General features: G+C 41.4%; 21 protein-coding genes and 1 pseudogene. 4 read left to right on the top strand and 18 right to left on the bottom strand.

The features are described from left to right. A partial coding sequence (locus AB5706_RS14910; protein WP_272105122.1) for a S24 family peptidase occupies positions 1–210 on the top strand: 210 nt, incomplete at its 5' end. A 56-nt stretch (positions 211–266) separates the two neighbouring features. Continuing rightward, entirely contained in the window at positions 267–467 is a 201-nt protein-coding gene (locus AB5706_RS14905) for a helix-turn-helix transcriptional regulator (protein WP_005344265.1), read from the top strand. 57 nt (positions 468–524) lie between these two features. Here AB5706_RS14905 and AB5706_RS14900 read toward each other — a convergent pair whose 3' ends face one another. After that, complete coding sequence (locus AB5706_RS14900; RefSeq protein ID WP_012744272.1) at positions 525–914, bottom strand: MmcQ/YjbR family DNA-binding protein; 390 nt, start codon at positions 912–914, stop codon at positions 525–527. Positions 915–1,163: 249 nt separating this feature from the next. On the opposite strand from AB5706_RS14900, the gene AB5706_RS14895 reads away from it, so the two are divergent. Continuing rightward, a complete protein-coding gene (locus AB5706_RS14895) occupies positions 1,164–1,487 on the top strand; it encodes a MobC family plasmid mobilization relaxosome protein (protein WP_012744273.1) in 324 nt (107 codons plus the stop codon). Continuing rightward, positions 1,454–2,833: a relaxase/mobilization nuclease domain-containing protein gene (locus AB5706_RS14890; RefSeq protein ID WP_368366163.1), complete on the top strand. Its 1,380-nt coding sequence runs from the start codon at positions 1,454–1,456 to the stop codon at positions 2,831–2,833. Before AB5706_RS14895 ends, AB5706_RS14890 begins: the two co-directional genes overlap by 34 nt. A 15-nt stretch (positions 2,834–2,848) precedes the next feature. Here AB5706_RS14890 and AB5706_RS14885 read toward each other — a convergent pair whose 3' ends face one another. The 17 genes and pseudogenes from AB5706_RS14885 to AB5706_RS23165 all read right to left on the bottom strand — a co-directional run bounded on the left by AB5706_RS14885 (position 2,849) and on the right by AB5706_RS23165 (position 24,749). Beyond that, the gene (locus AB5706_RS14885; protein ID WP_012744275.1) at positions 2,849–3,367 is read right to left on the bottom strand and encodes a hypothetical protein; all 519 of its coding nucleotides are present in this window, start codon (positions 3,365–3,367) and stop codon (positions 2,849–2,851) included. Positions 3,368–3,377: 10 nt separating this feature from the next. Further along, complete coding sequence (locus tag AB5706_RS14880) at positions 3,378–3,836, bottom strand: YaiI/YqxD family protein (RefSeq protein ID WP_015514506.1); 459 nt, start codon at positions 3,834–3,836, stop codon at positions 3,378–3,380. Positions 3,837–3,859: 23 nt separating this feature from the next. After that, the gene (locus AB5706_RS14875) at positions 3,860–4,444 is read right to left on the bottom strand and encodes an SOS response-associated peptidase (protein WP_012744277.1); all 585 of its coding nucleotides are present in this window, start codon (positions 4,442–4,444) and stop codon (positions 3,860–3,862) included. 42 nt (positions 4,445–4,486) lie between these two features. Continuing rightward, the gene (locus AB5706_RS14870; protein ID WP_012744278.1) at positions 4,487–5,089 is read right to left on the bottom strand and encodes a hypothetical protein; all 603 of its coding nucleotides are present in this window, start codon (positions 5,087–5,089) and stop codon (positions 4,487–4,489) included. A 441-nt stretch (positions 5,090–5,530) separates the two neighbouring features. Next, complete coding sequence (locus AB5706_RS14865; RefSeq protein ID WP_015514508.1) at positions 5,531–5,929, bottom strand: winged helix-turn-helix domain-containing protein; 399 nt, start codon at positions 5,927–5,929, stop codon at positions 5,531–5,533. Between the two features lie 65 nt (positions 5,930–5,994). Beyond that, positions 5,995–6,951 (bottom strand): D-alanyl-D-alanine carboxypeptidase family protein, encoded by a 957-nt coding sequence (locus tag AB5706_RS14860; RefSeq protein WP_012744280.1) that lies wholly within the window; start codon positions 6,949–6,951, stop codon positions 5,995–5,997. 43 nt (positions 6,952–6,994) lie between these two features. After that, positions 6,995–7,498 (bottom strand): hypothetical protein, encoded by a 504-nt coding sequence (locus tag AB5706_RS14855; protein WP_015514509.1) that lies wholly within the window; start codon positions 7,496–7,498, stop codon positions 6,995–6,997. 27 nt (positions 7,499–7,525) lie between these two features. After that, entirely contained in the window at positions 7,526–8,710 is a 1,185-nt protein-coding gene (locus tag AB5706_RS14850) for an ABC transporter permease (protein ID WP_012744282.1), read from the bottom strand. Then, on the bottom strand, positions 8,700–9,413 hold the full coding sequence (locus AB5706_RS14845) for an ABC transporter ATP-binding protein (RefSeq protein WP_368366162.1): 714 nt from the start codon (positions 9,411–9,413) through the stop codon (positions 8,700–8,702). Before AB5706_RS14845 ends, AB5706_RS14850 begins: the two co-directional genes overlap by 11 nt. 4 nt (positions 9,414–9,417) lie before the next feature. Then, complete coding sequence (locus AB5706_RS14840; protein WP_330381090.1) at positions 9,418–10,266, bottom strand: hypothetical protein; 849 nt, start codon at positions 10,264–10,266, stop codon at positions 9,418–9,420. 143 nt (positions 10,267–10,409) lie between these two features. Next, complete coding sequence (locus AB5706_RS14835; protein ID WP_008703821.1) at positions 10,410–11,495, bottom strand: sensor histidine kinase; 1,086 nt, start codon at positions 11,493–11,495, stop codon at positions 10,410–10,412. Further along, positions 11,482–12,183 carry a VanR-ABDEGLN family response regulator transcription factor gene (gene vanR, locus AB5706_RS14830; protein WP_004853366.1) on the bottom strand — a complete coding sequence of 234 codons (702 nt, stop codon included), beginning with the start codon at positions 12,181–12,183 and terminating at the stop codon, positions 11,482–11,484. The genes AB5706_RS14835 and vanR overlap by 14 nt, the downstream gene beginning before the upstream one ends. A 5-nt stretch (positions 12,184–12,188) precedes the next feature. Then, a complete protein-coding gene (locus AB5706_RS14825; protein WP_008703822.1) occupies positions 12,189–12,401 on the bottom strand; it encodes a helix-turn-helix domain-containing protein in 213 nt (70 codons plus the stop codon). A gap of 158 nt (positions 12,402–12,559) precedes the next feature. Then, positions 12,560–13,735, bottom strand: a pseudogene (locus AB5706_RS14820) (CHAP domain-containing protein); the annotation flags it as partial. Further along, complete coding sequence (locus AB5706_RS14815; RefSeq protein WP_012744284.1) at positions 13,728–13,934, bottom strand: hypothetical protein; 207 nt, start codon at positions 13,932–13,934, stop codon at positions 13,728–13,730. The gene AB5706_RS14815 and the pseudogene AB5706_RS14820, both read right to left, overlap by 8 nt. A 299-nt stretch (positions 13,935–14,233) precedes the next feature. Continuing rightward, entirely contained in the window at positions 14,234–16,990 is a 2,757-nt protein-coding gene (locus AB5706_RS14810) for a YodL domain-containing protein (RefSeq protein ID WP_117764029.1), read from the bottom strand. 76 nt (positions 16,991–17,066) lie between these two features. Beyond that, complete coding sequence (locus tag AB5706_RS23165) at positions 17,067–24,749, bottom strand: DEAD/DEAH box helicase family protein (RefSeq protein WP_472515485.1); 7,683 nt, start codon at positions 24,747–24,749, stop codon at positions 17,067–17,069. Position 24,750: the final 1 nt, after the last annotated feature.

Below are 24,750 nucleotides of genomic sequence, written 5' to 3'. Positions count from 1 at the left end.
AAAGATTCTCTTGCTAATGGTGAAATTGGAATCTTCTATCTCAACGGCAATACTTACATCAAGGAATTACACGATGAGCCAGATGGTGTTTATCTGATCTCTTTAAATCAAAAATATCGTCCTATCCAAGTTTTGGAATCTGACTCTTTTAAGATTTTTGGAAAAGTAATCGGGAAATGCAAAGGTGCAGAAATTCCAGGATTTCATTAGATTTCAACAGCAGGTTCATGATCCTACTGATAACAATAAGCAAAGGAAGTGATTGAATGGCAATCAATAATACATTAAAAGATATTCGTGAAGAACGGAATCTCATTCAAGCAGATTTGGCTGAAGCCATAGGTTCCTGCAGCCAGACGATAGGCCGCATCGAACGTGGAGAACGAAATCCCTCTCTTGAGATTGCAATCCGGCTGGCACATTACCTGAAAGTGCCTGTAGAAGATATTTTTCAAGTTGAAGACTGAAGCACAACAGCCAGAAAACCGAGGAGTAAAATCCCCGGTTTTCCTTTTGCTCAAAAATCACTGTAATCCACTTACATTTTCTTCTTTTCTGCCTGCTCCGTCAATCAGGTCATAGCTCATATCCAAAAAGTCCAGTGTCTTAGCCTCACTGACAGAACCATCCAGTAAAATCGTGATCCAGTGCTGCTTATTCATATGGTATCCAGGTAAAAATCCATAAGTCTGAATAATCATATTCGTCATGTCCGGATCACACTTTACGTCCATGATATCAACCGGATCTTTTCCTTCTAATCCCAGTTTCGATTTTTCAACCGTCATGACCACAGCATACCATTTTCCGTTCTTATGTCGTAGCACAGCATTATCTGGTGATTGTGCCCATAAATACTCCGGCACCGTACCATACTGTTTCTTCACATATTCAAAAATTTCTTCTTTCTTCACAGTTTATTCAACTCCTGATTCTTCTGATATCCTGCCCATAATCATACCATATTTTCAGTTCCCGTACTACCTGCCAAATTCTTTTGCATCTTCCCGGTTCTCCTGACTTTAACTAATAGAGGGGTAAAACAGCAAGGACAGGAAGTGAGGATACACTTCCGGAAAATCCCAATTTAGGGTACCCTGCCCTGAATTGAAAAACGCTGAAAGCAACGATACTACTGCCCTCTCAGAAAGGAGAAACTGCTAATGGCTGAAAGAAAAAGAAACAAAGAAATTCATTTTTATGTCACAGAAGAAGAACGAAAGCTAATCCGCAGGAAGATGATAGAATCAAAAACCAAGAACATGGGAGCTTATCTGCGTAAGATGGCAATCGACGGCTACATCGTCAACACAGATACAACTCCTCTGAAGAAACAGTATGAGGAAATGCACAAGATTGGCATAAATATCAACCAGATTGCAAAAAAGGTAAATACCACCGGAGATCTATATCCGGAAGAAATGCAAGAATTGAAAGAGATGGTGAAAGAACTATGGCATATATTAAGATCTTCCCCATTAAAGTAACAGACAAGAAAGCTCTGGACTATATCACGAATCCAGACAAGACTGATGAAAAACTGCTGGTTTCCAGTTTTGGCTGTTCCCCGGAAACTGCTGATCTCGAATTTTCCATGACTAGAGAAATGGCAAAAAAGAATGGAATGGACAAAGGTAATAACCTGGCATTTCATCTGATCCAGTCATTTAAACCTGGAGAAGTTGATGCCGAAACTGCCCATCGCTTAGGACAGCAATTTGCAGCCGAAGTACTGAAAGGAAAATATGAATACGTGATCAGTACCCATGTTGATAAAAAGCACATTCATAACCATATCATCTTCAACGCTGCAAGCTTTGTTGATCATCACAAGTATGTTTCCAATAAGCGGAGCTACCATAAACTCTGCAGAATCAGTAATCGTATCTGCCTGGAAAATGGACTTGTCACCAGTATGCCAACCGGAGAAAAAGGAAAAAGCTATAAAGAGAACATGGAATATCATCGTGGCACCAGTTGGAAAGCCAAGCTACGTGTTGCAGTTGATAAAGCAATCTGGACTTCCATCAACTATGAGGAATTTCTACAAAAAATGCAGTTAGCTGGATATGAAGTCCGGCAGGGAAAGCATCTTTCTTTCCGTGCACCGGAACAAAAAAATTTCACTTATATGAAATCTCTGGGAAGTTATTATACGGAAGAAAACGTCCGCATCCACTTAGCTAAAAATCGTAGCAAAGTGAAAACTCCAAAACATCTGTCCAGAGAAGCTCGCCTGTATATCAATATCTCCACGTATGTAACGACTGGCAATCGAGAAGGATTTGAACATTGGGCAAAACTCAATAATCTAAAAGAGGCAGCCCGCACCTTCAACTATCTTTCAGAAAATAACCTACTGAATTATGAGGATTTCAGGCAGCATGTTTCTGATGTTGATGCTTCTGTTAAAGCGGCTGATCAGAGAATAGCACACATCACCAGTGAGCTAAGCACGCAGAAAGTCATTCAGAAACACTGTGATTCTTACCGGCTCTGCCGTAAAGTGATAGAAGATTGCAAATCTGCAAAAAATCCAAAAGAATACCGTTCCAAGCATCTGGCAGAATACCAACTCCACGATTCACTAAAAAAAGAGCTTCAGGATCTCGGTGTTACCAAAATCCCTAGCTCTGAAAAAATCCAGAAGCGGATTGAAAATCTTGAATCTGAACAAGCTGCTACCGTCCGGGAAAAACAGAAATTACAGAAAAAGCAGAAAACACTGGATATCATTCAGCAAAATTTCTCTGTGCTGCTCGATGCTCCTGAAATCAATTCAGACTTACTTCCGGCAAAACGGGAACCTGTTTCTGTCACAAGAGATAAATAAGATTGCACTGACAACTCAATTATTCTCTTCCAAATCTTCCCAAGGTTTCAGACCCATTTCCTCCCAGGTGACACCATACGGTGCACCTCCGGAGGTATAACCGGCAATAACGAAAAATCTGTCATCTTGCAAGATTTCTTCTTTAGCCAGATTATCTCTTGTTTCTTGTTTCCGTCTTGCTCGCCTCTGCTGCTTCTTTTGTTTCGCAACAGCTGCTTTTTCTTCCGGCGTTTTCTTATGTTTTTTTGCCATAAGTGTTTCTATTATAATTCCATTCTGAATGTCTCTCAGGATACGTTCTTCATAACTCTTTTCACGCTTTTCAACAATTTTATAAAATTCTTCATATTCCGTTTTAGGAGCAAGCGATTGAACTGCCGTAAACAAACTTTTGCATATATCATTCATTTCAGTAGCATCCGGCATTCGCTGATTCTCAAGATAAAACTTCAAGTGCATTTTGTATGTTTTATCTGCTATTGCACTCTTCTGTTTTTGTTTTAAGTCTTTATAGCTTCTGTCGTTCCTCTGCATCTACAATTCCTCATCTGCCTTCTTTCTCCCGTGCCATCAAAAGCATTTTTTCAAAAGACTGAGCGAATCTTTCATCATCTTCCTCCGTCCGCTTCTTCGGTCCCTTGACATGACATTTACGGGAACTTCTTCTGGCTTTTTTACTCAGGTGACGTTCCATTAGCATCTGATCAATATTATCATCCGTGTACCATTTACCTGATTGATGAATAGCATAAGCACCTTTTCCCAATGCCATTGCAGCCACACCATAGTCCTGTGATACGACAATATCTCCTTTATGGCAGATACTAATCAGTTTATAATCTACTGCATCTGCTCCTGCACCGACAACAACAACTTTACTATAAGTCGATGACAGAACATGGTTTGTATCACACAACAACATTACCGGAACACTATTATCTTTTGCAATCTTTTCAATGATCGCAACCACTGGGCAGGCATCTGCATCAACAAATATTTGCATCTTTCTATTTCTCCTCTGAACCATTATAAGAATAAGCTCTGCTGTTCGTATTCTGCCTCTCGTTTTAGCTGAACCGGTACCTGATGCAGAATTTGCTCCATTTTCCTGTCATCGAACCAATCTTTCAGCTGTCCTTTTTCCAATATCAGCGGCATACGATCATGTACTTTTATCATAGATTCATTGGCTGCTGTAGTCATAATCACAAATCGTCGTTCATTCTCAAACCAATCACAGAAGCCAGCCATATACAATACTGGTGCATCATATCTGGAAAATGTATTTTTCTCTTTTAACCGATTCCATTCATAGAACCCACTTGCCGGTATCAAAATGCGGTGATAGAGGATTCCATTTCGAAAAGAAGGTTTATCCATAACAGATTCTGCTCTTGCATTTATAACCAGATTCTTTCCTTGTGACAATGGATATCCCCACTTGCAAACATCCAGTTTCAATCCATGTTCTGATTTTTCAATGATCGGTGCTACATTGGTTGGAAAGATATCTCCTGCAAAATGTTCCTGCCGGATCCGTTGGTCTATATCATGCACTACTTTTTCGATTTCATCTGCCATATCAGAATCAATATAATATCTACCACACATAATACTTCCTTCACTTATAGATTCTATTTCATCAAATATACATCATTTATTTCTAGGCACTTTAAACTCAGTTAATTTATAATTTTGAATCCACCCCATACATTCTTCACCATCTTCATTCTCCCAAATTATCTGTCGCCACTTTTTATATTTATCTATAATTCTAACAACTTTCCCTTCCTCAAGCTTTTCAATTACAATCGAATGGCAGTCATGCTTCAGTCGTACAATAGATTCTCTATTAACGATTCTATATTTAGTCGTATTTAGCTCCTTCGCATCATATCCCATTCCAACGATGTAATAATTATTGACTTGTTGTGTATAATTGTAATTATTTATCGTTGTTGCTGAAGAATTCGTAACTCCCAAAACAACTGATATAATCGTAATAATAAAGTTCAGCCATTCTCGTATTTCTTTAACATCTATCGTTCGTTTTTCTTCTATTGGCAAATTCTGCTTCTCTTTATTTATCGAAAGATTCGTTGCTCTTTCATATTCCGATGCAATAGTTTCTGACACCGTATCAATATCCCATTCTTCGGATTCTGAGAAAACTTGATCGGTAACTCTTCCCAATAAATTTATATGAGGCTTCTGGCATAATGGTGGAAGCCTAACACCATAAATTAACAACACCATATTGAAAAAACACTTGTGTCCTTTAATGTATTAACTGCGAAGAAAAACACAAAAGGAGTATTCACAAGTGGCTTCAGTTAATACATTATGCAAAAGTGTCCTTAATGTCAAGAACACAGTTATAAAAAATTGTAATCTTTACTCTGATAAGAATGGAGTTAAACATATTCGTATCCAAGCAAGACCTAATAAATGGCACGAGAACGACTGCCCATTCTGCCATAAATCATGCCCTGTTTATGATAAACATTCCAGTAGTATAATGCCGAGATATTACGAAGATAACTCGTAGAAAATGCAAAGTCCAGTCGCAAGTTTAGACACGATATTGCTCTTAACAGTCGTATAAAATCAACATTTGCAGGGATTTATCAAATTCCGACATACCGTCTTAGAAAATGAATAATCCCTCGCAATTCATTATGAACTACGAGGGACTGCTTACTGACTGTTAAAGCGGTAGCCGATCTCACGAACACTATCTATGGAAAAGTGAGAGTTTGTATCACAAAGTTTTTTACGAAGATTCCGAATGTGAAAGCCTACGGTATCCTTTTCATTGCCTGCTGATATTTCGCCCCACACCTTATCATAAATCTGCTCGTATGTAAGAACACGACCTTTATTGGCTGCGAGCAAGCAGAGTATATCGTACTCTTTGACGGTCAGTTCAATTTCCTGACCGTTATTGATAACTCTGCGCCGGCTCAAATTGATTTCTAAGCCGGAAAGGGATAATGTCGGCTCATATGAAATCTCTAATTTTTCAAAATCAGGGTGCTGTTTTACAAAAGCCAGCATATCGTCAAAGGCTGTTGAGTCTTGTGCTTTGAACTCCATTATTACGATTCGTCCGATATTATCACCCCCCTTGGTTAGTTTTTTTGTCTTGGACAACATAAGATTTATTGCGTGAGATAATACGATTCATCAATCGTTTTCAGAATAAAATTCACATCGTCATAACGAGAGGAATCGGACTGAGAGCCTAAACTGCATATCAAAAACTCTTTTCCGTGCTGCTGATAAAGCACAATCAAGTTATAGTCGTCAGACAGAGAGCCAGTCTTAATTCCGCATACATTTTCGTTGTAATATTCGGATGTCGGATCAAGGAAGGCGTTTGTATTCTGCCATATTTGTGTACTGCCATCAGGCAGTGTTGCCGTATAAGTGTTTTGAGATACAATTTCTCTAAACCACGAGTATTCCAACAACCGATATACTACTTCTTTCAAATCTAAAGTGGTGGTAAGTGCCTCCATATCAAAACCACTCGGATCATATAAAACTGTGTCTAAGTACCCCTGCTGTTGCAAATGCAGGTTTAAGTTCTCCATGAAAATCCTCACACGCTCTTGACAGCTTTCTGCTTGCGGCGAAAGTAATCCTCCACAATAATCAGCAACCACATAAGCTGCGTCATTCCCTGACGGTACTAACATTGCCGCAAATAGATTGTGTAAAAAGTATTCTTTTTCCTTGATTTGAGCAACAGACGAGCCAGGTTTCGTGAGTGAAATAGCACCATAGTCTGCAACAACGATACTATCAAGGTCTGCTAAAGTTGACGCATACTCAATAACAAACAGCTTGGCTAAACTTGCAGGAATTTGTGGCTCGTTCTCGTTTTTTGAAACAAATATTTCATCATCAGAACAATCCACCAAAATCAGCGATTTTGCATTATAAGAGTCAGGAAAATCTTCTTTGTAGAGAAAACCATTTATTTTATTCTTTACCTCTCTGAAATTTTCCGGCTGCATTGCCCACGGCACAAACATTATACCTATGCCGATACAAACTACAAGCAAAAACAAAAATACTCCAAATCGTTTTTTCTTACGGCGTTTTCTCTGCATATATGTGCTCACCTCCCAACACCAAAACTCCTATGTGCCATTTTTAATCGGCATAATTTGCCTGAATACACTCTGTAAATCCAGACGGATCTCCCAACTTAGCTTTATCAATATTATCACGAAGATATTTGCGTGTGGCGTCATCACAGCGATCTGTTCCCATATAAGGCATATCAAAGGCTTTTTCGAGTTCAGCTAAGGCTTTTGCCGCCCTTTCCGAATCCGTATTGTAAGTATCAAGCCATTCCTGCATCCAAGAATATTCCCAAAGGTTAGATGCTCTTGTATCGCCATATCCTATCTGAAAAGACGCTCCCGTATCTTCGCCTTCCAAAGCATCAGGCGGCGTAAAGCCCTCCGGCCAATTCAAACTCTCAATGGTCGTTAGGTATTCTTCTTCAATGGTAGCAAAGTCCGTGAAACCTCTTGTGTTTGTGTCGGAGTCCGAAGAAGTGGAGCAGCCTGCCAGCATAATCACCAGCAAAGAAATCATAACACACAATAACAGTCTGTACGGTCTTTCGGATTTTGAGATTGTTCGTTTCATTTTGTTTCCTCCTTGAATTGAGTTTTATTATCTAAGAGCCAATGCAGGCTCTAATTTTGCTGCTTTCAATGCTGGTAATAATCCGCCCAATAATGCTGTAAGCACAGACACAGCAACTGCAACAACAGCAACGCTGATTGGATAACTCGGTGTTCCCACCGGGGAATCCACAGGGAGCAACGCTCCAATACAATGCACCAAAATCAGCGAAATCAAAATAGCTGCAAGGCAAACGAATATTGATAAAATCAACTGTGAGCCTAAAACCAATGCCACAATATTTGTTCGTGAAGCACCTATCGCTCTGCGGATCAGCAACTCATGTGTGCGCTGTTCCAATGAAGATAGTCCGATATTGATCTGCCCTAATACGGAAACAAACAGCAACAAAAGCGAAGTAACCAAAAGCCCTAATTGCAGTATGGACAATACCGAATCATAGGTATCTCCAATATCACTCCGCCCAGCACTTTCCCAGTAACCGCCAATGGTATCAGTCAAAATGTCGCCAAGGGCAGAATGTATCTGTTCGATTGTCAGTCCTGTTGTGGGATGCCAATACACATTTGCATTTTGTACTTGCCACATTGCTGGTGCGAAATTGAGGATCGCCGCAGAATCCGCATAGATAGTCGGAAAATCCCTGCCATCGTTTACTACTCCGACAATATTGAATGGGGTTAACGAAAGTGTGCTTTTTACATTTCCTGCAGCATAGGGCGAATCATTAAAATAGTTTTTAGCTTCTTTGTTTATGACCACTTCAAGCGAGCCGCCCTCACTCGAAGGCTCTAACCATCTACCGGATGTCATTGGAAGATTATAGACTTGACTATATGCCTCCGTGGTGCAAACTAAATCAAAAGCCATCAGGTTTTGGTAAACATCATTCGGCGGTATTGGCGTTAAATCTTTCATTGGTGCAAATCGAATATCTTCTCCCATAGAAAAAGTAACAGCGGCTACATCATCAATGGCTTCAAATCTCTGGAATAATTGTTCCATTTTATTTCTATCGTGAAAATCGGATTCCGTTATCACGAATGAGTAAGTAGGTGACCAGCCATATACCTGTGCGTTTACGGAAATCAAATACTCCCGTCCAAGCGTACCAACTAATACCGATCCAAGCATTGCGATAATGCCTACAAGCATTGAAACACTCGTCAGAATACTTCTAAGTGGAGACAGACGAAGGTCTTTAAGTATCATTTTTAGCACAAGTTATCCTCCCTCCATCCATTTCAAAAATCGTATCACAGGTATCTGCAATATCAGGATCGTGCGTAACCAACAGCAGCATAATTCCATTTTCTTTTACGACGCTGTGCAACAGTTCCATAATCTGCGTTCCCGTCTTTTTATCCAACGCTCCCGTAGGCTCATCACATAAAATGGCTTCCGGAGATACTGCAAGCGCCCTTGCGATTGCAACTCTTTGTTGTTCACCGCCGGACAAATTGATTGGGTAATCATTTTCCTTGCTTTCTAAGCCGACACTTTTTAGCAAGCCTGTAATTATCTCGTGACGCTGTTTGGCGGTAAACGACTTTTTGGCATAGAGTAGGGGTAATTCGATATTTTCCCATACCCGCAAGTGCTTAATCAGAGAGTAGTTCTGAAATACAAATCCGATATTATTGGCTCGCAGTATAGACAGATCACGGTCTTTCAAAGCAGAAATAGATATACCATCATAAAGGTACTCGCCCTCATATTCCCGATTTAACAAGCCAATAATGGATATAAGGCTTGTTTTGCCTGAGCCGGACTTTCCGACAATGGCATAACTGCGCCCTCGTTGCAATTCCATATTAGCGTTGGTTACTGTTGTCAGCATATCGCCATTATTCAATTTGACGCTTGCTTTCAAATTCTTTATTTTGATTAAAGTCTTTTCGGAAATTCCTTTCATTTTATCAAATCCCCCTCGGATCAAGGTTTGGCGGAGTAGCAGAAACTACATCGCCCTCCTCTAAGCCGGACAGTATTTCTATATTGGCTCCGTCTGTCACACCCAATGTCACTTTTGTTTCCACTCTTTCTCCATTCGGAGTAATTACAGTAACCAATCCCGTCCCTTGTCTACCCGCTATTACCGACAGCGGCAATATAAGGACATCATTTCTCGTTGTCGCCGTTATGACTACCGTTGCACTTTGCCCCGATTTCACATCGACTGTTTGACTGATCAAGCATTGCAGAATGCCCTCTTGCGGCACGATTCCCGTAAACGCATTTTCATCTGCGGCAGGCGACACCACGGCAATCATATCGGTTGGTCCTACACCATCATATACTTGAAATTTTGCTTTCAACTCTGCATACTCCGGTAAGGTACTCAAAAAATTATCTGCCTCTACATTGAGGGCAAATCCTGTATAATGCACTATCGCTACGGGATAATTACTCGGTACGCTTTCATTGGATGGGGCAATAGAGGTAATTGTACCATCCACCGGAGATTTCAATTCTTTGCCGTTCACAGTTCCAATAATTTGCCCGGCAGTGATTTTTTCTTCTAATTCTACCGCTGTATTAAATATGCCATTTTCGGGTGAGGAAATAATAAACGGTACTGCCGGAACAATAGTCGTTTGCGTTGAAACGGTTGGAGTAATTGTCCCTCGTACAACTGATACCGTTTTTTCTGCGGATGTTGCGCTATCTGTAAGATTGTTTTCGTCTGTCTGCCCAATTGCAGAGCAGGCAGATAGCGTAAATACAAGAAACAAAATAGAACATAGCAGCATTTGTTTTCTTAGCAACTTCATCATTCCTCCTTATGCTGTATCACAAAAAATACGAGCCTCTATCTTGATACTTTTATTGTACCAAAACAGAAGCCCGTATTTTCTTGATTGCTCGTAAGGTATTCCTCTTTTTTTCTATGCAAATTCTTACAATTTTCCTACGCCAACGGCAAAGTAATTGAAAACTTGTTTTGATCCTCTTGGCTCTCTGCAACGATTGTACCATTGTGTAGTTCAACAATCTGCTTTGCAATCGCCAAACCTAATCCAGCTCCTCCACTGCTTGTACTTCTCGCTGCGTCAAGCCGATAAAACTGCTCGAAAATCCTGTTTAACTTTTCTTCCGGCAGAGTATCGCCGTGGTTACAAAAAATAATGCTGACCGTATCTTCCTGACATTGTGCGCTGATCGTGATATCCGTATTTTCAAAACTGTAGATAACCGCATTTCTCAAAAGGTTATCAAAAACACGCTGAATTTTGTCTGCGTCACATCGAAGCATTATATCATCATCAACACAAAGATTACATTGCAAATTCTTTGATTTGAGCATAGGCTTAAATTCATATACAAGTTGCTCCAGCAGGCGAGTTAAATTGATTTTCGTGTATTGTAATGTAATATCGTATATATTGAATCGTGTTATCTCGAAAAACTCGTTAATCAGATCCTCTAACCGTTCTGCCTTACCAAGAGTGATTGAAAGGTACTTTTCTCGAAGTTCCTTTGAGATTTGCGACTCATCACGCAGTAAAGTAAGATACCCGATTACAGAAGAAAGCGGTGTTTTCAAATCGTGTGCAAGATACATAATCAGGTCATTTTTTCGCTGCTCATTTTCTTTTGCAAGCCTTGCATTACTTTCAGCCTCTTGTTTTAACTGATTGATGTTAGCGGCGATTTCACTCAACTCCGGGGACATTTCAATGTAACTGACATTCTGATCGAACATTTTTCCTGTCGCAGCCTGTACCTCGTACACATAGGCGACTACTTTTTTCAAAAGTAGGTATGTCATGTATATAATACAGCCACCCCACACGATTACAGCCACTATATAAAGATATACTGTTCTGTAATACAAGTAATAATACAAAACATACTTGCGGAGAATTTCCTCTGCCATAATTCCTAAAAGAAAAGTACCGCCAAAAATAAGCACAGAGCAAATCGCACATTGAATTACATACCCTTTGAACAAGGTAGAGAGCAGATAGTTTTTTTCTTTTTTATTCAATTTCATACCCTACCCCCCAAACAGTTTTAATGAACTTCGGATTTTTTGAAGGTTCATTCAATTTTTCCCGAAGCCGCCCAATGTGCGCCATTACCGTATTGTTACTGTTGCGAAGATACTTTTCTTTCCACACGGCTTCAAATAATTCCTCCGAGGCGACAACTTTACCCTGATGTTCGCACAGATACCACAGAATAGAAAACTCCAACGGAGTCAAGGCTATTTCTTTGCCATACAAGTAGCACTTGTGGCTGACTCTGTTTATCAGTAGACCTCTGATGTCATACTCGTCTTTTTCTTCGGATTGGCTCAAATTAGGACTGTTATAGCTCTGATAACGCCTTAATTGCGTCTTTACTCTTGCCACAACCTCTAAAGGATTAAACGGTTTCGTTATATAATCATCCGCACCAATCGTAAGCCCCATAATCTTGTCGCTATCCTCAATTTTGGCGGTAAGCATAATAATAGGGAAGTAAAACTTTTCCCGAATTTTTTGGCAAAGTCGAAAACCATCAATATCCGGCAGCATAATATCAAGTATCGCTAAATCAATCTGCGACTGTTTGATACATTTCATCGCCTCTAACCCATTATAACATTTATATACTGAATAACCATCGTTACTCAAATACACTTCAAGCAGATCAACGATTTCTTTTTCGTCATCCACAATTAAAATCTTCTTGTTCATTGATCCTACACCTCATTTTCGGGTACGGCTTCCATTATGTCGCCAAAATCACACTCTAAGTATTCGCATATATTCAACAGCACGGGAAGGGTAACATTTTCATTTTTTCCGAGTTTCGCAAATGTACTTTTGCTTGCCCCGACCGCTTCTCGTAATTGACTCTTTTTCATTCCCTTGTCAATCAGAAGTTTCCAAAGTTTGTTGTACCGTACTTTCATTTCCGCACCTCCACCCAAATATAGTTTGTATTATAGCACTTTGAGAGTGAAATCGCAATTATTAAGTCTGTATTTTGAGACTTTTAGTTTTCAAACCGGCACAATATCTTTCTGATATGTAATCCAACCGCCTGCAAAATGCAGGCGGCTTGTGTATTTTAATAGGCAGGTGCGCCGTAGCCAAGAATCTCGTAATAACCGATAGAATACTCATTGACTCGGCAACTGTCGCCGGAGTTGCCCTCGACCGTATAAACCTTGCCGTTTTCGACCTTTTGAACAATACCCGTATGGTCGGATAATCCATCCTGACCACTTTCGTCTGCCCAATCGAAGAAAATAATCATTCCGGGGGCAGGCTCGGCGCTGCCATCCAGCCATTGTCCACGATCCTTAAACCATTGTACTCCGTTGACACAGCCTGCATATTTTGGGATAACTCCAGCGTCGATATAGCCGCACTCGTTGGCACACCAAGATACAAAGCAAGCACACCATTCTACACGGGAGTTAAAACCGTACCACGACCAATACGGCTGACCGCCCACATTGCCAACCAGAGAGAGTGCAACGGTCACGATCTGTCCGTCGCCGCCTGTAATGCCGTAAAGCACCTGTGACCAAAGGTAATTGTTTTCATCTGCAAGCAGTTCAGCGAGGTAGCCTTTCTGTTCTTCGTTAAAACCATATTGCGCCGCCATTTCCTCGGCAGTCTTGTGGCTGACGGTAATATACAGATAGGTTTGTGTGACCGTGCTTTCAGTTTCCACGATATTACCGTGTCCGTCATCGGTTTCGGTAATAACTGTTTCGGTCTTGCTCTCTGTTCGGGAAGATATTTGATTCATCTCCCAAAAGATGTCTTTTAAGAGTTGCTTTTTGCCATCGTCCATTGTGGCAACCTCTTGGGGGTTATCTTGATCCGTATTCGTTTTTACAGAGTAAACGGCAAGCACCTCTTTCCAAACGGCTCTGCTGCCACTCATTTCAAGAACATCATAGGATACCGAGTTCTTTTCCTCTTGCAGCTTGGTATCGTATTCGGTATTGATTTCCTGCACAACGGTCTGCATACTCATTCCAGTGCCGGAATCTTCGTCTGAGAAGAAAATGCCAAATACTGAGCCGAGGATCATACCAATCAGGCAAATCACGATAATAACCAAAACCGCCACCCAGCCGCCTGCGGCGATAGCGGCAATCAAGGCTTTCGTTCCGGAAATAATCGCTTTAATGGCAAGTGCGGTCGCTTTGGCAATCGCCTTTACCGTAACCACGGCGGCTTTTGCCGCAGCCCTTGCCGCTTGTGCTGCTCTCTGTGCAGTTTTAACCGTAATGATTGAATCCACCTAAAAATCCTGGATTGCTATGCCCCCGCTTATGCCCCTTGTCATCATAATGGTTTAAACCGCCAAAGAATCCTGGTCGACTCTCACCTACTTTATGCCCGTTATTGTCATAATGATTCATACCACCAAAAAAGGAAGGCGAACTATGTCCGATTTTCTTTCCATTTGCATCATAGTCGTTCATACCACCAAAGAATCCTGGTCAGCTCTCGCCTACTTTTTTCCGTTTGCATCATAATGGTTTATGGATCCAAAGAATCCTGGTCTGCTATATCCTTTTTTACTCATAATGTCACCCTCCTGACTCTATTAGCCTCTTGTTTGATCTCAGAATAACACACTTTTCTCATTTGGAAGTCGCATAACAGGCGACATTCTTTTATCGCATTTACATTCATTATACCATTTATAATTCTTCCGACAATACGCAATAAAGCCGGAAGCCACGTTATCATCCATGACCTCCGACTCGTTCTGCTTATTCTACACTGTCCTTACACCCAAATCAACTCCTCTCTCCGTTTTATCTTTTCCCTGCTTTTCTTGAATAATCCTCTTATTGATCTCAAGCCGTTCATGAATGGATAATTTCTTATCTTTTCCATCTACCGCCTGCTTCTGCTGTGCCGGTTTTCTATCTGTTTTTCCTACATCCTTAACAACTTCATTCGCTTCGGTACTTGTTACCCTCTCATCTGCTCTTCCTTCATATCTTTCTGCTATCTGCTGTTCTCGTCTCTCCTTCACACCTTTTTCCTCCAGATTGCAAAAACTCTGCAGATACGGAAGCACATGATTCTGCATGTCTGTCAGATCTTCCATATACTTTTGGAACTCTTCACTTCCTTTGCCTTTCTGGTAATTGATCCAATACTCATCTGTAAGCTTCATTTCATTATCATACTTCAACTGACTCACAATACCGCCATGTCCATTTCCAATATCCATTGACTTCTTAAAATGATGCAGCATCTGTTCACCTTTTTCCGCATAATATACAGTCACATATATCTTTGCAATTTTTGTAGGTTCCTCTGTCTTCGGATCACGTTTTGCATACCATTCTTTATCCATTTCTGCTGTTTTTGCATCCAGCTCAGACAGCTTCTGACATCTTGGATTCATGAGATCACTTTCTTCACAATAGTTTACATACACCATTGGTTCCATATCCTTTGGAAGTTCAGGTTCATAGGCTTTCAGTCTTTCAATCAATACTCCTGCACGAACAGACAGATCGCATTCTTCGTCTACAATATCCTTCAGATATGAAATATAGGAATGAATATTTCCACTTCTCAAATCCAGCATTACTTCCTGCACCGTATTTTCTCCCCTCTCCACATTATCTCGATACTCATACGGATCAAAAGCTTCTGCAATCTCATCCAGTGCCTCTGCCAGCTGTTCTGTGGTCATTTTCTCAGGATACATTGCTTCTCGAACATCCCTCATCGGTACATACTTGTAGTCCGGCAATGCTTCATGAATTTTCTCGATCCCTTCCCGTACCAGTGCAAGTTCTCCATAAAATCGAACATCATCCATCAGATTTCCGAATACGGTATTCCCTTTAACGATCGCAAATTCGGCTTCATCATAGTAACTGTCTTCCGGATCACGATAAATAATTCCCATTGAGCATCCCAGATACGCAGTTTTAGGATTCTCCCTATATTTTTCATAGACCGCAGCAATCTGATTAACATCGGTACTTTTTTCATAAGCTCCCATATCATGGAACTCATCACATTCTGTGGCGAAATATTCCAGATAAGGCTCTTTCTTCGGTGGCATATTATTAAGGACGTTATCAATCATGTTATAATTCGCCTCTTCCAGTTCCTCCACCTTTGCCAAAGGCTTATATTCGCCCTGGCTTTTCTGAATCTCTGCCATTACAACTTCATCCATTTCTTCTACTTTTTCCATCAACTGATCATAATCTCCACGGATGCGTTCTCCAGTCCAGCCTTCGTCTTCCAGAAGTTCCTCTGCCGCTTCTTCAATAGAAATTTGATCATTTTCATAGACGCCACCATCCATCAGACGAAAATCTTCATCGTAAAACGAATAATCATATCCTTCTTCTGTTCTCTGAATAGCAAAGTAACGTTCTCCTACCTCATATGCCAGTTCACTAAGAACCTGTTCTTCCAGATTCAGGAAAGAATCCAGCTGTTCAAAACTGATACTGTCTACAAAATGAGCGGTTACTTTTTCCCCGTCATTCAGAACTATGATATCACTGACAGACAGGGAATGCCCACGGAAATCTTCCGGTCTATCAATGTTGAACCTTTCAAAAATATCATCCAGTGACATATTTCCCGATAATTCCCCAACATAGACCAGCTTATAATCTTCTTTTTTTATCTGCATACCATGACTTTCAATAAAGCGCATATTCATAAATGCATAGTTTTCGCCCGGTGAATCGTCCTTGATCTGATAAATACCAAAGGTTCGCCTTGTTCCTAACAACAGGTTTGCCTCTTTCAAAGACTGAATCTGCGGATATTTCTGCATTTCCCATTCCAGGTTACGGAAACGCTCCAGTTCTGTCATAGACATCTGATAATGCTCCGGTCCTCGTTCAATTTCCATGCGTTCCGTGACATACATTGGTGATGAAAAATTAGTGATCAGATAAATATCTGCTCCGGCATCGTATAATTTCAGTGCTTCTTCCTGCTCAATGACACTCATAGGCTCCTGAAATGCTCCAAAATCTTCATCGGCATAATCCAGGTCATTCTCCTCTATCCGTTCCCACATCTGCGATTCCATGCCAAACAGACCTTCATGCGCCTGTATCATTTCTTTACTTGCATACTCTCCCTTGCTGCCATCGCTGCCCAGGCAATAAATCTTAGAACCCATTCTGTGATAATCCAAAGCTGCTTCTTTTCTAAGCGGCACCATGTCTTCTGCTGTATATCCATAATCACGTAATTCCAGCTTACCTATGGTTGGATCTGGTAGATCCTGAATATCCATTCTTGCATCATCCAGTAGATCCTCTACCCCTTCTTCATCTGCCTGGATCACTGCATCTGCTAGATTTCTTACCAGAGTCCTAACTTTCTCTTCCTCACCGATCAGATTCGCATATTCAAAAAGCTGTTCTTTTACATCTGTTGGAAATTCTATGCCTCTACGCTCTGCCTGACTGATCTGTCCCTGCGTGTATTCCTGCATTTTCTGTGTTTCTCTACCCGTTATCCTGTTTCTTGCCATATAAATTCCTCCTGTGTTCTAAAAAATGGCATAACCGACAGAACCTTCTTCTACCAAATTATGCCATCTTTCCTCTTTATTCCAGACCGAAGTCCCGTTTTCTGGTTTCCTTGCCAGTTTCACTTTCCCGCTGACTCTTTTCCTTATAAATCTGCAGTTTCTCATGGATAGAACCTCGTGCCGGTCTTTCTTCTTTCTCTTTTGATTCCGACTGCTCTGTTTCTGTATCTTCCCGTTCATCCATATTGAGAAGTGCATTTAACTCTGACAGTCGCTCCAGTTTTTGGTTCAGTTCCTCTTCTTTTGGAAATGGCTTCCCGACTTCCTCTTTGGCGTTTGTCATCTGCTCCTGTACCGTTTCCAGCCGTTGTTCTGCTTCTGCCAGTTTCTCCGGATAACTTTCTAAAAGATTATTGATACGAGTGATATTTCCTAGAGCATCGGCTCCCAATCGAACTTTAGCTACCGATTCATGCTTTACAGACAGGATAAACTCTTTGCTCCAACTGTCGAATTGGATTCTCATGTTAAATCCCTGATAGCTTCCAATATCCATAGCTGCATCCACAGACTTAATTTCTTTGCAGACCGCCAGAAGAGCCGCTCCTGCCTCTTTCTTTTCTGTGAACACTTTGCCACTGATTTCCATAGAAAACTGCTCTGGATCTGTGATTTTGTACTCAGAAAAATGAGCGATGTCTGCCTTGTAGCTGTCAATGATCTCTGTCAGTTTTGCAATCTGTTGTGGAAAATTCCTTGCAATATCATCTTCCAGTCGATACTGGTTATTCATGTGGTTGGCTTTTAAAAGTTTTAATTTTGCCACATCAACATCCAATGCCATCTTCTCTTTTACTGCCGGATTTCCGGTTGCAAGAGCTTTGACCTCTGCATAGGAAAGTGCCGCTTCGTCTACATCTTCACAGCTTCGCACAGGTGCTTTGCTGGTCATAATCTGAGAAATGAATTTCTGCTTGTTCTCAATCAACTGCCACATGTAGCTGTCAAATGTGGATTCAGTTACATACCGGAAGATATGAACCTTTTTATTATGGTTTCCCTGACGGATAATACGTCCTTCCCTCTGTTCCAAGTCAGATGGTTTCCAGCCAATATCCAGATGATGCAACGCAATCAGACGATCCTGCACATTGGTTCCTGCACCCATCTTTGCTGTAGAACCAATCAAAAAACGAACCTGTCCGGATTTCACTTTTCCAAACAGCTCCGTCTTCTTTGCTTCTGTATTTGCATCATGAATAAAAGCAATCTCTTTTTCCGGCACTCCTTTTTCCAGCAGTTTCCGTTTCAGGTCGTCGTAGACATTAAAACTGCCATCGCCTTTCGGTGTACTCAAATCACAGAAAATCAATTGTGCTGATTTCTGTGCTGCTGTGTCTTTCCAGATTTCATAGCTTTTCTCTGCACAGACTGATATCTTGCTTTCCGGATTGTCTGGCAATAATTCGTTCACTAAACGCTGATCCAATGCTAACTTTCTTCCATCATTGGTGATTTTCAGCATATTATCAACCGCGGCATCTACTCCGCCATTTCTGACAACTTCCGCACGTTCTCCAAGGCTTTCTACGATTTCTTTCTGCTGTTCCGTTGGTTTCAGCACCACTGTTTCATATTCTGCTTCCGGCACAGGAAGCTTTAACTGATCGGAAGTCTTGATATCTGCAATCTCCTTGAACATATTCATCAGTTCCGGGATATTATAAAACCGTGCAAATCTGGACTTTGCACGATATCCTGTTCCTTCGGGAGCAAGTTCGATGCTCGTGACAACTTCTCCAAAGGTGGAAGCCCAGGAATCAAACAGTCCAAGTCCCATATTTTGTAATTTACTGTTCTGCAGATATCGCTGCATAACATATAATTCCGTCATACTATTGCTGATTGGTGTGCCCGTGGCAAAAGTAATGCCTTTTCCTCCAGTAATCTCATCCAGATACTGACATTTATTGAACATATCTGCCGACTTCTGTGCTTCGTTCTGTGCAATCCCGGCTACATTCCTCATTTTTGTATAGAGAAACGCATTTTTATAGCTGTGTGCTTCATCTACATACAAGTGATCTACTCCCAGTTCTTCAAACGTAACTACCTGATCTTTTTTTTCTTTCTGATTCAGCTTTTCCAGCCTTGTCTGCAGTGTCTTTCTGGTTTTTTCAATCTGTTTGACGGTATAACGTCCGCCATCCTGTTCATACCTTGCACTCTGAATCGCCATTTCCAGATCATCAATCTGCTTCCGCAGCATAGCTTCCTGCCTCTCATCAGAGATTGGTATACGCTCAAACTGGGAATGACCAATAATAATAGCATCGTAATTTCCCATAGCGATTCTGGCACAGAACTTTTTCCGGTTCGCCGGTTCAAAATCTTTCTTGGTTGCTACCAGGATATTGGCTCCCGGATATAACTGCAGGAATTCTGCTCCCCACTGCTCTGTCAGATGATTCGGCACGACAAATAAATTCTTCTGTGATAATCCCAGACGTTTGCTCTCCATTGCAGCCGCTACCATCTCGTAAGTCTTCCCAGCTCCTACTACATGAGCCAGAAGCACATTCTCTCCGTAAAGCTGATGTGCAACAGCATTTTTCTGATGCGGGCGAAGCTCTATTTCCGGATTCATTCCTGGGAAAGTCAAATGACTGCCATCATATTCACGGGGACGGATACTGTTAAATCGTTCATTGTAAACTTTTACCAGTCTTTCACGCCTCTGCTGATCTTTAAAAATCCAATCCTTAAATGCTGCTTTCATGGCATCCTGCTTCTGTGATGCCAGCATGGTTTCTTTCTTATTGAGGACACGGATTTCATCACCATTCTCATTGACACTCTTATCATAAATGCGGACATCTTTCAGGTTCAGGGTATCTTCCAGAATCTTATAGGCATTTGCTCTCTCAGTTCCATACGTTGCATAGGCAAACGCATTCCTTGGACTATCTGCATTTTTTCCAGTAATACGCCATTCACCATTGACCTCAGAGTATTTTACCTGTATTTCCTTCTGTGCAAGATACCACGGGGTATGAAGCAGTTCCACCATAAAAGCCTGATAATCCGAAGGCTCAATCCATGTAGCTCCAACACGCACCTCAATCTCAGACGCTTCCAGATTTCTCGGCTGAACTGCCTCTAATGCACGGACATTCGGTGTAAATTCCGGACGATTCTCTGCAAAGGTTCTCGCAGTATTTAATTTATCCCTGACATTTCCGGACAGATATTCATCTCCGCTTTCCCACTGGTCTGTCAGTGGATTCTTAAAGATAACTCCAACCAGTTCTTCTGTGATTTTCTCTTCGGTCTTTCCAGTCAGCTTTGCCATATAAGGAAGGTCTACCTTTGCCCTTTCGTTAAGAGACAATGCAAGTGCTTCTGTGGCTGTCTCAACGCTTGTCACAGCGACCGCCTTTTTAATGGTTCGCTTAGTAAACATGTCCGCTTTTCGTTTCAGCGTTCCATCTTCATTCAAGTCTTCCAGTGAACACAGCAGACAATAAGAAGAGTCATCAGAAAATGCACGTTTGTTAGCATTACTTCCAATGACTCCATACTTTGCTGTGTAGGTATCATATACCTGATTCAGTTTCTCCTGCTGTTTCTGGATTTCTTCGTCTGCTACAAATTCCTCCATCTGCATGGCGATCAATTCACGAACAGTATCACGGATTGCAACCATGCCTTTCACACGTTCTGCAGTGGCGGCAGGCATTTTCACCTGATTCATCAAAGAGTTGACACGGTAATATACCTGATCATCTACCACCGTATAGCTGTAATTTCTGACATTCGGATCTGCCGGAATACTCTCTGGCATCTCATCCAGTTCTGTTTCCACATCTACTGCCGATACCATGCTTCCATGAATGTTCTTGACCGCTTCTGCAAGCTGGAGTTCAAGGTCAGCACCTTCTATCGGCATACAGGTTGTTTCCATACCATATGGACCCGATACTTCTTTCATCTCACCCAGAATCATTTCAGGATGGTCTGCAAAATACTGGTTGACTGTAATTCCATTGGTATCACTTCCAAGATTCACCCACTCCGGCATCTCTTTTGTCATGCTGTCACGCTTCTGGAAAAACAAAATATCAGCACTGACTTCTGTTCCTGCATTTGCCTTAAAAGCTGTGTTGGGCAGTCGGATTGCTCCCAACAGATCTGCCCTCTCTGCCAGATATTTTCGAACTTCTGGTGATGCCTTGTCCATAGTTCCCTTTGTTGTGATCAGAGCAGCCACACCACCTGGACGTAACTGATCTATCGTTTTGGCAAGAAAGTAATCATGAATCATGAAATTGAAGCGATCATACTGACGGTCATTGACCTTGTATGCACCAAATGGCACATTTCCGATTGTCACGTCAAAGAAATCATTGGGATAATCTGTCTTCTCAAAACCTTTGATCTGAATATTGGCATCAGGATAGAGCAGCTTTGCAATTCTGCCGCTGATGCTGTCCAATTCCACACCATAAAGTTTGGACTGGTTTAGATTCTCCGGAAGCATTCCAAAAAAGTTCCCGACTCCCATAGATGGCTCCAGGATATTTCCCTTTGTAAATCCCAGATTCTCCAACACCTGATACATACTGTCAATCACAATCGGCTGTGTATAATGAGCATTTAAGGTGGAAGCTCTGGCTGCCGCATATTCCTCTGGTGTAAGAACCGTCTTTAATTCCAGATATTCTGTCTCCCATGCAGCTTTTGTTTCATCAAATGCATCTGCAAGACCTCCCCAGCCAACGTATCGGGATAAGATTTCCTGTTCCTCTGGTGTCGCATTACGGTTCTCATCCTCACATTTCTTTAACAGCTGGATAGCCATGATATTGGCACGGAACTTTTCTTTTGCTGTCCCCTGCCCAAGCTCATCATCTGTGATGCGGAAGTTCGTTGCTGGAATCGGTTCTGATATTCCGTTAATCTCTTCCAAAGATTCTTTTTCTTCCGATACCTCAACTTCTCCAGATAATTCTTTTTCTTTTTTATCATAATCTGTCCACACACGATTAGAAATAGCAGTGAAATACGAGGACTCTTCCTCCATTATTTCTTCCCTGATTTCCCGTAATTTATCTAGGGTATCCGCATTTACTGTTTTGTTGTGATAATGATAATAAAGTACTTCTTGTCCAAGTTTTACATCCAGACGTTCCAATTCTTGTGTTGACATTCGATTCCAAATATCATCTTTTTCCGTATGAATCGTGAAACCTTCTCCATCATCATGATATTCTAATGTGTATTGAAGTTGATTCTCTTCTCCCTTAACTTTGCAATCAAAATCATGAATTGTTGTTCTGGTACCAGACATATATTCTGAATCAACTAATTGCAAATCAGTTATATCTTCAGCGGTTAAAGTATCCTGCTCCTGTTGTTCTCCTAACATCTGCTGTGCTTCTTCCAAGTCTGCCAGTTTTTGTGCTTCCTGTCGCTCTTCGTACTTTTCCATTTCCTCCGATGACAAATAATCATCTGTGCGGATTAACTGGCGGACACGTTCTGCAACCTTATTCCACTTTAATAGAACTTCTACTTCTGGATTGCCAATTTTTCCTTTTGCAAGTTTTAATCCTTTTGCATCATGTGATGCGTCGGAAGCACCTGCTCCTGGTATTCCGGGTGAAGAACCACCTGTTCCATATTCATTTTTCAGGAACTCAGCTGCATCTTTCATATCATAATGTTCCATGAAATATTCGTAAATCCGGTTACGTCCTCCGGCAGTAATGCCACCTCTTCTTAACACTGCATCAATTTCATCCTGTGTGATAAAGGAAAGCCCTAGACGTTCTACTTTAAATTGTTGATCCACCCAGGAGAAATCTCTCTGAAGGTCACGAAAACGCTGAGAATATACTGGATTGTGCTGAATTTCCCAACGATGATAATTACTCGGATTTTCATTCATATCCGCTTGTAACCATTCAAACTGCTGATAGATTTCTTTTTTTCCTTCTGGATCTGTCCAAGCGTTCCGAATGGTATCCTGCCAATCCGTATAAGACCGGTATTCTTCCGTATTTCTATTTGTATCTCGGAAATGAAGTGCCAGAAGATCTGTCATTTCTTTCTGTTCCTGCTCGATAGCATTATTGGAGATAAGATTATCAACGTAATTTCCCTCCTCATACATATCCCGGATCCTGTCAGCAGCTTCTTCCCACGTAACGATACGGTCAAAGTTTCTTCTTGCAGAGTCACCTCGCCGGATACGGATACCATCGTTGTCGTACCAGATACTGATTTTCTGATTATCTATGGTAAATCCTTTTCCTCCGGTGCCATATTCATCTTTCAGGAAGCTTTGCATTTCTTCATTGTCCAGACCTTCGATCAATCTTGCAGTAATATGAAACAGTGTATTTTTCTGCCCACTACCTGTGCGAAGGATATGATCGACTACTTCATCGGAAATAAGAAAAGCGGCCGGCTGTTCTAATGCAGCTGTCGCTTTCCTTATTTCTCCAAACTGTTCCTCTTCTGTTGGGAACAGGCTTAACTGTAAATAATCTCCTGGATCACCAGTTCCTCTGCCTGTGCTTTGATCTGGTTCATGTGTCTGGTCCATGCCATTGTGTCTGCCATCTTGTCTGGTGCCGGATCTTTCTCTAGAAGTTCGTTCATCAGGTTGTCTACTCTCTGTCTTGCCTGACTGTCGATCTCCATCAGATGACTGTCCAGACGGTTCTGCAGTGTCAGAATGTTGAACCTGGCTACCTTGTAATTTCTCAGATACTCTTTCCTCATCATTCCGTACTTCCCGATTGTTCCTCTTGTCTCTTCCAGGCTGATATCTGGAATCTGATACTCTCCGTTCTGGCTGTAAGTGATCTCTCTCATGCTCTGTTTCCTCCTTATTTTTTTCTCTATCTTCTGTGTTCTTTGTTTCACTTTCACGAATTAACGTGTTAAATTTATTATAAGCTACTTTCTTTTCTTTTGCAACCGTTTTCAGATCTTTTTCCAGATCATCCAATACATATCGTCCAATCTGCATCAATACCGGTCTGCTGATCTCATTCACAGAACTTCCAAGATGTCCCATAACCTTTAACTGGTTAAAATCCGTAATATGCCGAAAATCCTCTGCATCCAGATATTCCTGTACATCCAGTCCACATCGGTTCAGTAATACATACCAGACACTGTTTGTCATCAATTCCCGGAACTCCACTTTCTGATTCTGCTCGTCCAAATCTTCCAGAAAAGTACCTGATACATCCATTTGCAATTCATCGAAAGCATCCGGTAGCCAGGCCTGCACACTTTCTTCTGCCGCCTGGTGAAGAACCTCTGGCAAGCCTCCCTCTGTTGTTTCCAGTGCAAGCTGTTCCTGCAGATAATCTGCCACCAGTTGTTCTCCTTCCGGATTAAGGTTCCATAACTGTGGATCTCTGCCAAGATTTTTTACCTTATAAGTATCCTGCACATCAAAAACATATCGTAACTTCGTTTTTGGTCCGGATGTGTTATCTATCAGGGCAATTCCTTTGGAACCCTTTTTAATCCATCGGTACATCTTCTGGTTCCAGATTTCCATGGAAGCCACCGCTGTTGCTCCCGGACGCTGTGCATAGATCAAGAGCTGTTCCGGAAAAGTGTACCGGTACAGCCTGGATGCAGTATTTAGAAAACGTATCCACTCCTGCGGATTAGCGGAAACGTCCTTTGCCACTTCCTCCGTCAGCTGCTCCATTGCATATAATTTATTTGCCATC

The sequence above is a fragment of the Ruminococcus sp. RTP21484sp1_RTP21277st1_D2_RTP21277_210401 genome, assembly GCF_040924225.1.
Taxonomy (GTDB): Bacteria; Bacillota; Clostridia; order Lachnospirales; family Lachnospiraceae; genus Blautia_A; species Blautia_A faecis.
Note: the sequence above shows the minus strand (reverse complement) of the source record. Positions and strands in the feature narration are given on the sequence as shown.